Genomic DNA, 14,303 nt, shown 5'->3' with positions numbered 1-14,303 from the left:
CTATTCTAGCCGGCGGTTGAATAGCCAGGTGCCGATCGAAAGCGTCGCAATCGCAATAACGATCATCGGCCAGGTGTGAGCCCAGATATCGGAGGCCGGCAGGTCCTTCAGGAAAATGCCCTTGCAGATCACGATGAAGTGCGTGATCGGGTTAGTTTGCGTCACAAGCTGCAGCCAGTCGGGCATGTTCGCCACGGGCGTTGCATAACCGGACAGCAGCACGGCAGGGATCATGTAGATAAAAAGACCGATCACCGCTTGTTGCTGCGTGCGAACAACCGATGAGATGAAGAGCCCAATACCGATGATGGACAAGAGGAAGACGACCATCGCGAGGAAGAGTGCCGCAAGATCACCGCGGAGCGGCACGTCGAGGAGAAAGACGCTAAACGCCAGCATGACGGCCGAACTGGCCAATGCGATCAGAAGCGCCGGCAAGGTTTTTCCAATCAGAATCTCAAATGGCGTCAGCGGGGAGACGAGCAGCTGCTCGAATGTTCCCAATTCACGCTCTCTGGCAATTGCGAGTGCGGAGACCATGAAACCGACGATCGATGCGAGTACGGCAAAGAGTGCCGGTGTCGCCGACCACAACGGTTCCGAATTCGCGTTGAACCAGGTTCGCGAAATCACGGCCGTCGGCATTGTAATCCCAGCCTCATCCAGGAGTTCCAGATTGTAACTCTCGGTGATCCGGTAGATGTAACCAGAGACGATCTGCGCGGCATTGGAACGTCTTCCATCCAGCAGGAGCTGGAAGTTCGAAGAGTGGCGCCGCAAGATCCGCCGCGAAAAACCATCTTGAAAATGCAGACCTACGAGCACGCGTTGGGCATCGATTGCAGCACCGAGCTCTGCTTCGGATTCAAAATACAAGATCTCCTGGAACCGCGAGCTACCGACAACACGGTCGAGGATTTCGCGAGAATACCGGCCCTGGTCCCGATCAACGACGCCGAGCGAGATGTTCGTGACGTCCTGGGTGATTGCAAACACATAGATGAGCAGCAAAAAGGGCGGTGCAATCAGGACGACCAAACGTGTTTGCCGGTCGCGGGCACTTGCCAGGAGTTCCTTTTTTATCAAAGCGAAGAGGCGCGTGAGCATAGCTAGTCCAGCCGTGTACGGGTCCTGAGGAGCGTGATCGCGAAAAACACCAGCGCTATGCCTGACAAGGCCGCCAGGTTGGGCAAAATAATCGGCCAGACGTCCCCCGTCAGAAAAATCGTCTGAAGCGAGGGTACAAAATAGCGCGCCGGGACCAGATAGCTGACCCACTGCAGCGCGACCGGCATACTGTCCACTTCAAAAACGAAATTGGAAAAATAGAAGGCTGGCAAGAAGGCCGCGAGAATGGACACCTGGGCTGCTACGAGCTGGTTTCGCGTCAGGGTGGAAATCAGCAGACCCTGGCCCAGAGAAGTCAGCATGTAGACCGCAGAAACCAGGGTCAATATCGCCGGTGAGCCGCGCAGCGGGATGTCGAATACGACAATCGCGAGCACGGTGGAAAGTGCCATCGAACCCATTCCCAGCAGGAAGTATGGGGCGAGTTTTCCAATCAGCAATTCGGCGATGTTGACGGGGGTCGCAAGCAGCGCCTCCATGGTCCCGCGCTCCCATTCGCGCGCGATGACGAGCGCGGTGAGCAATGAGCCGATCAGCGTCAGGATAATGGCGATCGAACCCGGTACGAGATAGTTCCGGCTGGCCAATTCCTGATTGAACCAGACGCGATGTTCGATGGTGACAGGCGGCGTGATCATCGCTCCACCGCGGCTCAAGCTCTCCTGCTCAAGCCAATTCACCCAGAGCAGCTCGATATAGCCCTGAACCAGAATAGCTGTGTTCGGATCGCTGCCGTCGACGATCACCTGGAGCGGTGCGCTATGGCTCCGGTACGCCTGGTCGGCGAAGTCCGCCGGCAGAACGATGATGGCGTGAAGGTCGCCGGCAATGAGGGCAGGCTCAAGGACGCGTCGATCTCGCGCGTATGTTGCATCGAAAAAGGGAGAATTCGTGAGCGCAGCAGTGAAACTGCCGGATTGCGGAGTCGCTTGCTCGACAACAAGACCGACATTGTAGTGACGCGGATCAAACGAAACGCCATAGCCAAACAGGAAGAGCAAGAGGGCCGGCAAGATCACCGCGACCGCGAAATTGCTTGGATCACGCAGCACCTGGCGAAACTCCTTGCGGACCAGCCCTTGAACGCGCCGGACGCTGAACACCGCGTGCGTGGGATCATCGCTCATGCTGCAGCCCCGTCACGGTGTGATGCGCTGACGAGCTGGATAAAGGCATTTTCCAGCGTCATGCCCGGATCGCCAGCCGCGGCTTTCAGAGCCGCCGGGCTGCCCTCTGCGATCATATTCCCTTCGTAGATCAGCCCAACGCGGTCACAATATTCGGCTTCCTCCATGAAGTGTGTGGTGACGATTATCGTGGTGCCGCTGTCGGCAAGTGCATTGATGTGGGACCAGAACTCCCGCCGTGTCCTCGGGTCGACGCCCGATGTCGGCTCGTCGAGGAAGAGAACATTCGGCCGGTGCATCACGGCACAAGCCAGGGCGAGACGTTGTCTGTGGCCGAGCGGGATGGTCCCGGCGTTTTGATTGATCAGTTCATTCAAATCGAAGGTGGAGATCATTTGCCTGACCGTCGCGCCGCGCTGCTCCGCGGTCAAACCATAGACACCGGCAAAAAAATCCAAATTCTGGCGAACACTCAGGTCGCCGTAGAGAGAGAATTTCTGCGCCATATAACCCAGTCGCCCACGTGCCTCACTGGGCGATTGGCCGAGGTCGAACCCGGCTATTGAGGCGTGTCCGGATGTCGGCTTGAGCAACCCGCAGAGCATTTTGAAAGTCGTCGACTTTCCCGCTCCATTGGGGCCGATCAAGCCGTAGATTTCACCCCGCGCCACCTCAAAGCTGATGTCACGCGCTGCAACGAAATCCCCAAAAGCTTTCGTCAATTTGTCGGCCCGGATGGATGCATCCCGGTCGCTTTTGGCAAGGTCCGGCGAAGCTCGAAAGGGGGACCGGGACGTTCTCGCACCGCCCAACCGATCCATGAATGCGTCTTCGAACCGGGGGCGTACCGGCACCAATTTGGTGTTCGCGAACGCTTCAAGGAGCGTGTCGGAATCACCGCCCTCGCGAATTACCAGTCGCAAATTTTTCCCTTCAATCACGCCATCGATGACATCGGGGCTCGCCAGCAGATCGTCGAGCGCCCGGCGGCGGCCCGCCTTCATGCCCGTCAGGTGAAATGTCCTGCCTGTCAGCGGTTCGGTCATCGCTTGCGGCATCCCGTCAAAAATCTTCTGACCTTCGCTCAGGACGAGAACGCGCGGGCAGAGCTCTGCTTCGTCGAGATAGGCGGTACTCCATATGACGCCGATCCCGTCATCGACCAGACCTTGAACCATGTGCCACAGCTCGCGCCGGGAAATGGGATCAACGCCCACGCTCGGCTCATCAAGGAGCAGAAGCCTGGGCTTTCGGATGAGCGAGCAAGCGAGGCCGAGTTTTTGTTTCATGCCGCCTGACAGCGCGCCGGCCAATCGGTCCGTGAACGGGTGAAGGTTCGTAAATTCCAGAAGAGTTTCGAAACGCTCGGTGCGCGACTTGCCGGAAACCTCGCGCAGGTCCGCGTACAGGCTCAGGTTCTCCATGACCGTCAGGTCTTCGTAGAGACCAAATTTTTGCGGCATATAGGAAAGAACAGCGTGTAGGCGCTGAGCGCTGTTTCGGGGGTCCAGACCGCACACGCGCACCGCGCCGGCATCCCGATCAAGAAGCCCTGCGAGCAGCCGCAACAGAGTCGTCTTGCCAGCGCCATCGGGCCCAACCAAGCCAGTGACCTCGCCGGCATGCACGTCAAAAGTGAGGTTTTGCAATGCCGGCACATCGCCTACGCGAAAGGATTTGCCCAAACCGGCAACGGATATGAGCGGATCAGTCATTGTTGATTGAGCGATCGACATGGACCGTCACGGGCATGCCTTGCCGCAGGTCGAGATCCGAATTCTCGATGACGATCCGAACGCGATACACCAGGCTGGTTCTCAGCTCCCGCGTCTGCACCGTTCGCGGTGTGAATTCTGCGGTCGGTGAAATAAAGCCAACGCGACCGTCATAAGTCCCACCTGAATCGGTGGTCACGGTGACCGGCATGCCCGGGTGGATATGGCCGAGATCTGGCTCATCGACATAGGTTCTCGCCCAGACAGTAGAATTCAAGGTCAGCGTGAAGACCGGTTCGCCCGCTGCAATGACCGATCCAGGTTCGCGGATGCGGGTGAGGATTTGCCCGTCGCTCGGGGCAATAAGTTGTGCATCTTCCAGCCTTCGATGCGCAAGCTGGAGTGAAACCTCCAGCGCGTCACGTTGCGCCCGAGCCGCCCGGATGTCTTCTTCGCGAGGACCTTGTTGTACCAGAATCAGGGTTTGCTGCGCCACGCGAAGGCGCGCTGCGGACAAATCGACCTGCATTTGCGCCTCGTCATGAATCTGGTGCGAGGCAATGTTGCGTTCAGCCAGCGTTTGCTGGCGATCGAGCGTGGCTTGCGCGAAAACGAGAGCGGCTTGAGCCTGTTCGACATTGGCCCGGGCTTGGGCAATTTCCGCAGGGCGGCTGCCGGCGGCGAGCGCATCCAGCAGCGCCTGTTGCGCGGCAAGTTGAGCTTCGGCAAGGGTTACAGCGTCGTCGAAATCAGCCCGCTCTAGCACCGCGACGATATCGCCGCCGGACACGCGCGCGCCCTCATCGACATTCACTCGTTCAAGCCGCCCCGGGACACGAAAACTCAAATCGACCTCTCGCACATCGATGTTGCCGTAAAGCGTCAGATGAGTGGGGTGTTCGGGCTCGGAACGATTGAGCCACCACATTGCGAGCACAACAAGCAGGCCGATGAGGGCGAATCCCGCCCATCGAATTCCTTTAGTCATCGCACGCCTCCTTCAGAGATGTTCGCGACAACAAGCCGTTTAATTCGAACTCGGTCAGATCTCTGGCCAGACTCCGGCTGTCCGATTGCGGTGAGACAAAGACCGCAAAATGCAGCGCGCGTTCGATCATTCCAAGAACCACCCAGCCCACAAGGTCCGGATTGAGCGGTCGAACCAAGCCTGCGGCAATTGTATGCCGCATATAGAGGGCGAGCGCGCCGGCGATGCGGTCAAAGTGCGCTGACAGGCGAACCCGATCCTCCGGCGGCAAGGAAGATTGTGCGTCAAGGATGAGGCGAGTGAGTTCGGGATGATCCCGGCAGAACTTGATCAGTATCGACCAGATTCCCTCCAGCTGACAACGCAAGTCGTCCTGGTTTTCAATGGCAGTGACTGGATATCGGTCAAGCGTTTCTGCCATCAGGTGCGCAAAGAAGCCATCAATCAACTCCAGGAAAATTGCCTTCTTATTCCTGAAATGAAGGTAGAAACTGCCCTGGGCAACACCCGCATTCCCGACAATGTCGGAAACCCGAGCACCCTGATATCCCTTCTCGTGAAACACGACCTCGGCGGCATCGAGAAGTCGCCGTTGCATATTGGTCGGACTACGCACGGCCGAGGGGTCGTTCACGATACCAATCTCCCATTAGTACTGACTGACATGTCAGTCAGTACTAATGGGAGGCGAAACCGGACGCAAGCCCTGAACGGAAAAACCGGTCATTTGATCGCCACGTTCCGCAAAGCCCCGGTGATAAGGTCCGTGCGATAGCAAGCCGCACAATTCTCCGCGCACCCACGATCACGAGGCAGAACTGATTGGAAATCGCCCCATCGGGACTTATTCGCTGACGACCATTGAGGTTTAGACACATGTGAAAGAAGGTGATGAAAACGGCAAATGGCTGATCACAGGAAAATTTGTCACTTCAAACTCCGGTCAGAATTCGCCTTTCCTCCCGCGTCAGGGAGAGCTTTCGAGATTTCCTGCATTCAGAGTGAGGGGTAGGGCCAGGTACAGACGTATTCGTTCATGACCGCGCCTGTTGCCTGGCACGCTGTCCGTCTCCCCCTTGGCTAAGCCGACGGGTAGCAGGCACGGTCACACCTGTTTGTTGAATGTTGGAGCTATCCTTGCTGTCTCGACGTCACTTCCTAAAGGTTACGGCTGCCACCGGCAGCGGGCTGGCTGCGAGTTCGCTGGTGCCCGCCTGGGCGCAGAGCGGACCCGACGCCAATCTCGGCGGTCTGCGCCCGCTCTCCGGCACCGAATTCTTGCTGGAAATTGGCAGATCGCAGGTTCGCATTGACGGGCAGAGCGGCCCAGCGATTACGGTCAATGGACAGCTTCCAGCCCCTTTGTTGCGCTGGCGCGAAGGCGATGACATCACGCTTCGGGTCCACAATGGGCTCGATGCGGACACGTCGATCCACTGGCATGGCATCTTGCTTCCCAATGAGATGGATGGCGTGCCGGGCGTCACCTTTCCCGGCATACAGCCCGGTGAGACCTTCACCTACCGCATTCCCGTTCGCCAGGCGGGTACATACTGGTACCATTCCCATTCGGGTCTGCAAGAACAGCTGGGCCATTACGGGCCGATTATCATCGAGCCGCGCGGCGGTGATCCGGTCACCTATGACCGGGAATACGTCATCGTGCTGTCCGACTACACGTTCGAGGGCCCGCATCGGGTGTTCCAGCGCCTGATGGCGCAAAGTGACACCTATAACTTCCAACAAAGAACACTGCCCGATTTCTTCGGCGATGCGTCGCGCGAGGGATTCATGTCGGCGCTCCGCGACCGTCTGATGTGGGGCGGCATGAGAATGAGCCCGACCGATATCTCGGACGCGACATCGGCAACGCTCGACTATCTGGTCAACGGGCACGGCCCGAATGATAACTGGACCGGCTTGTTCAATCCCGGGGAACGTGTCCGGTTGCGCTTCATCAACGCCTCGGCGATGACGTTTTTCAATGTCCGGATTCCGGGACTGCCGATGACGGTCGTCCAGGCCGACGGTCTCGACGTCCAGCCTGTCGAGACCGACGAGTTCCAGATTGGGGTCGCCGAAACTTACGACGTGATCGTCACCCCGCAGGACGACCAAGCCTACACGCTGATGTGTGAAACGATCGACCGGAGCGGCTACGCTCGGGCCACTCTGGCGCCGCGCCTGGGCATGGTCGCGCCGGTTCCGGCGCTGCGCCCGAGACCAACCCTGACAATGCGCGATATGGGCATGGATCATGGCGCGATGCCGGGCATGGACAACAACTCGATGCCGGGAATGGATCACGGCGCGATGCCTGACATGGACCACAGCTCAATGCCGGGAATGGCTCATGACGCTAGCCTCCCGCCAGCCCCGCCTGCCGGGATGGACCATGCAGCGATGGGGCACGGCGTCCAGGGATCAGCCGCCGGCATGCAGGCGCATGATCACCCGCGCGGACCCGGCGTTGCCGGTGTCGCCATGCGACCGGTCAGCCGATTGCATGAACCGGGCGCCGGTTTGGAGGACGTTCCGCACAGGGCTCTGGCCTACACGGATCTGCGCAGCCTGGAGCCCAACCCTGATCAGCGCGCCCCGACCCGCGAGATCGAGGTCCATCTGACCAGCAATATGGAACGCTATATGTGGTCGTTCGACGGCAGGCGGTTCAGCGAAGTCGTCGAGCCGATCCAGTTCACCCAGGGTGAGCGGCTTCGCCTGACGATGGTCAATGACACGATGATGGTTCACCCCATTCATCTGCATGGCATGTTCTTCGATGTGGTCAATGGCGAAACCGGTCACAAACCGCGCAAGCACACGATCAACGTCAAGCCCGGAGAGAAACTCTCAGTAGACGTCACGCCCGAACATCTGGGCGACTGGGCCTTTCACTGCCACCTGCTTTATCACATGCACGCCGGCATGTTTCAGGTGGTCTCGGTTCGCGCACCGGCAGGCTCCGACCGTCACATGCATCACGGAGCGCAATAATGAAAACGTCTACATGGACCGCGCTGGCCTGCATGATCGCGTTTGGCGCCCCGGTTGCCGCCCAGGATTATGCCGATGCCTACTATCCGCCCGAGGCGATGAATGCAGCGCTTGAAGCGGTGCGACACGAAACTGGAGGACAGCGGCAGTTCTACTTCCAGGCGAACAGGTTTGAATACCGGTCCGATGACGAAACGCAGAGTCTGGCATGGGACATCAACGCTTGGTATGGTGGGCGCCTGAACCGGTTGTGGATCAAAAGCGACGCCGCGTACGACCTCGACAGCGGTGCGTTCGACGAGGCGCGGTTGGAAGCTCTTTGGTCGCGGGCGATCTCACCATATTTTGATGTGCAAACGGGTCTCGCCCATGATTTCGAATCCGGCAATGGGCGCACCCATGCCGTGCTTGGAATACAAGGTCTCGCCCCCTATTGGTTCGAAATTGATGTCGCGACCTACCTATCCGATCAAGGTGAGCTGACCGGCGCAGCTGAGGTTGAATATGAGCTTTTGCTGACCCAGCGTCTCATACTGCAGCCGCGAGCGGCGGTATCCTGGTCTGCAGATGCGATCCCCGATCTTGATACCGGAAGCGGCTTCACCGACATCCAGGCCGGCTTGCGTCTGCGGTATGAGATCGTGCGGCAATTTGCGCCCTATGTCGGGGTGGAGTGGACACGTCAACTTGGCGACACTGCCGACTATGCCCGAGCGGCTGGCGCCGATCAGGACACAACCGCCCTAGTTGCAGGCTTGCGGGTCTGGTTTTGACCCTTTTCTCAAATCAACAGAACGGCCTTGAATGTGCTCGCCATGACAATTGAACCAATCAGAGTAGCTTTCACAACGCGCGCGGCGAGGATCGGTCCTGTGGTTCGCCCTTGACGGCAGATCGACCGGACTGATTTCGCCGCGTGATGCAGCGAAGAGTCCCCAACATTTCTCCACGGGCATCCGTTCGCGTTGTTCAGGAGAGCGCTCGTTAGATGAGTGATCAGGAGTATGACATGTTCCCTTCCGCCTTCGCTCGCGCGGCCATAACGGCGCTCGTATTTGGCACCGCCGGTCTCGCGCAGGCCCAGGACCATCCCTTGTCCCTGCCGGAAGCCGTGCTGCTGGCCGGACAGGTCGAAGAACCCTCCGTTGAGGTCTGGCGCACCCGCGCCGAGGCGCTTGACAGTCAGGGGATCGCCGATGCGGCTCTGCCCGATCCGATGCTCCGGGTTGGTCTGGCCAATATCCGGTTGAGCGATTTTGACCTGAACCGTGAGGGCATGACCCAGACTCAAGTCTCCATTCGCCAGATGTTTCCGCGTGGCGATTCGCGGCGCCTCTCGCGGGAAATCCGCGAGTGGGAAGCGCGCTCGGCGCGTGCGGCGGGGGCGTTGGAAAGCCGGCGCATCCGTCTGAGCATCCGTGAAGCCTGGTTGGAACTATATTATCTGGACCGGGCCGCAGCGATGATCATCGAACATCGCAATGCGGTCGGACAGCTGGGCGAGATCGCCTCGGCCAGCTTTGGCGCGGGGAATCGCAATAGTCACGATGTGATCCGGATTGATCTTGAACTTCAAACATTGACGACGCGCCTGGTCGAGATCGAGCGCAGTCGCGAGGTCGCGCGGGCCGCACTGGCCCGCTATCTTGGCGACCAGGTCGCGGCACGGCCCCTGACGCCGCAAACGCCGATTTTGCCGGCTCCGGATGAAATCGATGCGATGCGGGCGCAATTGGTGCGCCATCCGGCGATCGCCATCCTGGACGCCCGCATCTCGGCGCGCGATCGCGGTGTGGAACTGGCCCAGCAGCGCTACCGGCCCGGGTTTTCTCTGGAGGCCGGCTATGGCCTTCGCGACAGCCGCTCCGATCTGGCCTCCATCGGCGTCAGCGTCGAGATGCCGCTATTCGGACATAGCGGTCAGGATGCAGGGGTCGCGGCGGCCCGTAGCCTGCGCGAGGCGGAAGTGCTCAGCCGTGATTCGACCTTGCTGGAGATGGACCGCGAATTGGCAGCGAACCATGCCAGTTTCCGGCAATTCACCCAGACCGTTGCGCTCTATCGCACCGATGTGCTGCCGCGCTCACGCGAGACGGCGCAGGCTGTCCTGCTCGCCTATGGCAATGAGCGGGCTGACTTCGCCGAGCTGGTCCGCGCCGAACTCGCACTGCTCGATACCGAACTTGCCCTTTACCGAACCCAGGTCGATGCCCTTAAAGCCCAGGCCCGGCTCATGTTTCTCGCCGGAGATCCCTCATGAATACCCGTAACCTTTTCATTGCTCTCGCCCTGCTGCTCGTCGGTCTCGTGGGAGGGGCTGGTCTGATGGCCGTGCTCAAGCCAGAAGCAGATCGCGTGGCATCCTCCGATGAACCCCGCGTGCTTTACTGGGCCGCCCCGATGGACCCAACGTTTCGTAGCGACAGTCCGGGCAAATCACCAATGGGGATGGATCTGGTCCCGGTCTATGAGAGCGATGACACAGCGTCCGACGACGGCGCCATCCGCATCAGCCCCGCTGTCGAGAACAATATCGGGGTGCGCACGGATGTCGTCATTCGGGGGGGCTTCCACCGTACTCTGTCCACAGTCGGATATGTCAGACCGGTCGATGGTCTGACCTCAATGGTCGATGTCCGAGCTGAAGGCTGGATCGAGAACCTGCCCGTGTCCGCCATCGGCGACCGCGTGACCCGAGGGCAGGTGGTGCTTGAACTCTATTCTCCGGCGATCGCCACGGCCCAGGCCGAATACCTCCAGGCCGCACAGATCGGGCGCGAAGCCCTGTTGCAGGCCGCGAGATCGCGCCTGGTCTCCTTGGGGATGGAGCCGGACCAGATCGCCCAGCTGGGCCGACGCGGCAGTGCTGGTCGCACCGTGGCCATTCGTGCGCCGCAGGACGGAACCGTCATCGCCATTTCCATCCGTAACGGCGCCTTCGTCCGCCCCGGAGGTCAGCTGATGACTGTCAGCGATCTGGGCACGGTCTGGGTGATGGCCGATGTGTTCGAGGACGATGCTCAGCGGGTTCGCGCCGGCGATCAGGCCCGGCTGGAAACACGCTCACTGCCCGGCCGTGAGTGGGTTGGGGAAGTGGAATATGTCTATCCGACAGTCAATCCGCAAAGCCGGTCCGTGCCGGTGCGCATTCGGCTCGACAATGCCGACGGTGCGCTGCGGCCCGACATGTATCTCAATGTCGCCATCCAGACCGAGCCGCGCACCGATGTGCTCCAGATCCCGCTTGAGGCGGTGATCCGCACCGGGCAATCGGAACGGGTTATTCTGGCCGAGGGCGATGGGCATTTTCGGCCAGCCAGCATCGTAACTGGCGCCGAATCCGGCGGCATGGTGGAAATTCTGTCCGGGCTTGCCGCCGGTGAGCGGATCGTCGTGTCCAGCCAGTTCCTGCTCGATTCCGAAGCGAGCATCCAGGGCGCGATGCTCAGAATGAGCCCGCCAGGGGTCATTATCCATGAGCCCGTACCGCCGGGCGACGTTATGCCGATGAGCATCGTCTCGCGCGGCACAGTCATCTCGCTCATGCGCGACCATGGCATGATCGAAATCGAACACGGGGCCATTGTCGAACTGGGCCGTCCAGCTGGCACAACCATGTTCAACGCAATGCCTGGCGTCGACTTGTCGAGCATTGAGCCGGGAATGAATGTCGCGTTTGAACTGATGGATGCCGGAGAGGCGAACTGGCAGGTCGGCTCCATCGCTGCCGAGACCGCGCCTGAAGGTGACCAGCCATGATCGGCTCGCTCATCCGCTGGTCGATCGCCAATCGGGTGATCGTCCTCATTCTTGCCGTGCTGCTGGCGGGCTATGGAACATTTTCGCTGTCGCGCACGCCGCTGGACGCCATCCCCGACCTGTCTGACGTCCAGGTGATCATCAAGACCACCTATCCGGGACAATCGCCGCAAGTGGTGGAGGACCAGGTCACCTATCCGCTCACCACCGCCATGCTGGCCGTGCCGGGCGCGGTGACGGTGCGCGGCTATTCCTTCTTCAATGACAGCTATGTCTACATCATCTTCGAGGACGGCACGGATCTCTACTGGGCCCGCTCCCGGGTGCTCGAATATCTCAGCCAGGTCGCCCCCAACCTGCCGGCCAGTGCTTCGCCGGCGCTCGGGCCGGATGCAACCGGGGTCGGCTGGATTTACCAGTACGCGCTGATCGACCGGACCGGACAGCACGATCTGGCGCAATTGCGCTCGATCCAGGACTGGTTCCTCAAATTCGAACTGCAAACCATCGAAGGCGTCTCGGAAGTCGCCACGATCGGCGGCATGGTGCGGCAATACCAGGTGGTCGCCGATCCCGACCGGCTGCGCGCCTATGGCATCCCGCTGTCGCATGTGCGCATGGCGATCCAGCGCGGCAATCAGGAAAGCGGCGGGCGTGTCATCGAGATGGCCGAAGCCGAGTACATGGTGCGCGCCTCGGGCTATATCGAAGGGATTGACGATCTCGCGGCGATCCCGATCGGATTGAGCGATACCGGCACGCCGATCTTGTTGTCCGACGTCGCGGAGATCCGCATCGGGCCGGAATTGCGCCGCGGGCTGGGTGAGCTGAATGGCGAGGGCGAGGCGGTCGGCGGCGTCATTATCATGCGTTTCGGGGAGAACGCGCAGGCGACGATTGAACGGGTCGAGCACCGGCTGGACGAATTGCGCGGCTCATTGCCTGACGGCGTCGAGATCGTCACCACCTATAACCGGGCGGGACTGATCGAGCGGGCGGTTGAGTCGCTGAGCGAGAAACTGATCGAGGAATTCATTGTCGTCGCCCTGATTTGCGTGATCTTTCTGTTTCACATCCGCTCCTCGCTGGTGATCGTGTTCAGTCTGCCATTGGGTGTCTTGGCCGCTTTCGTCGTCATGAATGCGCAAGGCATGAACGCCAATATCATGTCGCTCGGCGGGATCGCGATTGCGGTCGGTGCGATGGTCGATGCGGCCATCGTCATGATCGAAAACCTCCACAAGCATATCGAGCGCGAACCGCTGACGCCCGAGAACCGCTGGCGCATTGTCGGCGATGCCGCGTCCGAGGTTGGGCCGTCGCTGTTCTTCTCGCTCTTGATCATCACCTTCAGCTTTGTGCCAATCTTCGCCCTGGAAGCGCAGGAGGGGCGGCTGTTTCACCCGCTCGCCTTCACCAAGACCTATGCGATGGCGGCGGCCGCTGGCCTGTCGGTGACGCTGGTGCCAGTGCTGATGGGCATTTTCATTCGCGGCAAGATCACGCCGGAACACAAGAATCCGGTCAACCGGATCCTGATCGCCGGCTACCGGCCCTTCATCAAACTCGTGCTGGGCCACCCTTGGGCGATGATCGGTCTGGCCGTGCTGGTGCTGGCCAGCTCCGCGGTGCCGTTGTCGCGCATGGGCAGCGAGTTCATGCCGGATCTGGACGAGGGCGACATTCTCTACATGCCCAGTGCCTACCCGGCTGCCTCGGCGGGCCGGATGGGCGAGCTGCTGCAGCAGACCAATCGCCTGATCATGACCGTGCCCGAAGTGTTGACCGTCTATGGCAAGGCCGGCCGCGCCGAGACCGCCACCGATCCGGCACCGATGTCGATGATCGAAACTACCATTCAGCTGCGACCGCGCGAGGAGTGGCGTCCGGGCATAACGATGGACGATATTCGCGCCGAACTGAATGCTCTGGTCGACATTCCCAGCCTGACCAATGCCTGGGTGATGCCGATCCGCGGCCGTATCGACATGCTGGCAACGGGAATCAAGACACCGGTCGGCATCAAGATCGCCGGGCCTGACCTGGCCGTCATCGCCGAGATCGGCCAACAGATCGAGGACATTATCGAAGGCGTTCCCGGCACCGCCTCGGTCTATGCCGAGCGAGTCACGGGCGGACGTTTTGTTGATATCGACCTCAATCGGCTGGAGGCCGCACGCTTCGGTCTCAACGTCGCCGATGTCCATGATGTCATCCGCACCGCGATCGGCGGCATGACGGTGACCGAAAGCGTCGAGGGCCAGGAACGCTACCCGGTCAATATTCGCTATCCGAGCGATTATCGCGGTTCGCCGGAACAGCTCAGATCGTTACCAGTGATCACGCCGACCGGGGCCCAAATCCCGCTCGGACGTATCGCCGACATTTCCATTGCCGCCGGACCCGGCGTCATCCGCAGCGAGAATGCGCGACCGAACGGCTGGATCTATGTCGATATCGCCGATGTCGATATCGGCACCTATGTCGCCGACGCCCAGCGCATCCTGGCCGACGAACTGGTACTGCCACCGGGGTATTCGATCAGCTGGTCCGGCCAGTATGAGTTCATGGAGCGCGCGAAGGCGAAGC

General features: G+C 60.3%; 10 protein-coding genes. 5 read left to right on the top strand and 5 right to left on the bottom strand.

The features are described from left to right. The 5 genes from AAC023_RS03670 to AAC023_RS03650 are packed head-to-tail and all read right to left on the bottom strand — an operon-like array spanning window position 1 to window position 5,592. Window positions 1-1,107, bottom strand: a complete 1,107-nt coding sequence (locus tag AAC023_RS03670) for an ABC transporter permease (RefSeq protein ID WP_339738238.1) — start codon at window positions 1,105-1,107, stop codon at window positions 1-3. A 2-nt stretch (window positions 1,108-1,109) separates the two neighbouring features. Continuing rightward, entirely contained in the window at window positions 1,110-2,255 is a 1,146-nt protein-coding gene (locus AAC023_RS03665; RefSeq protein ID WP_339738236.1) for an ABC transporter permease, read from the bottom strand. Beyond that, entirely contained in the window at window positions 2,252-3,991 is a 1,740-nt protein-coding gene (locus AAC023_RS03660; protein ID WP_339738234.1) for an ATP-binding cassette domain-containing protein, read from the bottom strand. Before AAC023_RS03660 ends, AAC023_RS03665 begins: the two co-directional genes overlap by 4 nt. Further along, complete coding sequence (locus tag AAC023_RS03655; protein WP_339738232.1) at window positions 3,963-4,958, bottom strand: HlyD family efflux transporter periplasmic adaptor subunit; 996 nt, start codon at window positions 4,956-4,958, stop codon at window positions 3,963-3,965. Before AAC023_RS03655 ends, AAC023_RS03660 begins: the two co-directional genes overlap by 29 nt. Further along, a complete protein-coding gene (locus tag AAC023_RS03650; RefSeq protein WP_339738230.1) occupies window positions 4,951-5,592 on the bottom strand; it encodes a TetR/AcrR family transcriptional regulator in 642 nt (213 codons plus the stop codon). Before AAC023_RS03650 ends, AAC023_RS03655 begins: the two co-directional genes overlap by 8 nt. Before the next feature lie 488 nt (window positions 5,593-6,080). On the opposite strand from AAC023_RS03650, the gene AAC023_RS03645 reads away from it, so the two are divergent. From AAC023_RS03645 to AAC023_RS03625, 5 genes are all read left to right on the top strand, one after another. Further along, window positions 6,081-7,955, top strand: coding sequence for a copper resistance system multicopper oxidase (locus AAC023_RS03645; protein WP_339738228.1), 1,875 nt, complete (start codon window positions 6,081-6,083; stop codon window positions 7,953-7,955). Further along, window positions 7,955-8,728 (top strand): copper resistance protein B, encoded by a 774-nt coding sequence (locus AAC023_RS03640; protein WP_339738226.1) that lies wholly within the window; start codon window positions 7,955-7,957, stop codon window positions 8,726-8,728. The genes AAC023_RS03645 and AAC023_RS03640 overlap by 1 nt, the downstream gene beginning before the upstream one ends. Before the next feature lie 215 nt (window positions 8,729-8,943). Beyond that, entirely contained in the window at window positions 8,944-10,215 is a 1,272-nt protein-coding gene (locus AAC023_RS03635; RefSeq protein WP_339738224.1) for a TolC family protein, read from the top strand. Continuing rightward, window positions 10,212-11,714 (top strand): efflux RND transporter periplasmic adaptor subunit, encoded by a 1,503-nt coding sequence (locus tag AAC023_RS03630; protein WP_339738222.1) that lies wholly within the window; start codon window positions 10,212-10,214, stop codon window positions 11,712-11,714. Before AAC023_RS03635 ends, AAC023_RS03630 begins: the two co-directional genes overlap by 4 nt. Continuing rightward, on the top strand, window positions 11,711-14,303 hold a 2,593-nt coding region (locus AAC023_RS03625), incomplete at its 3' end, for a CusA/CzcA family heavy metal efflux RND transporter (protein WP_339738220.1). The genes AAC023_RS03630 and AAC023_RS03625, both read left to right, overlap by 4 nt.

It is taken from the genome of uncultured Maricaulis sp., assembly GCF_963976135.1.
GTDB lineage: Bacteria > Pseudomonadota > Alphaproteobacteria > Caulobacterales > Maricaulaceae > Maricaulis.
This window is presented reverse-complemented; position numbering and strand designations above follow the sequence as displayed.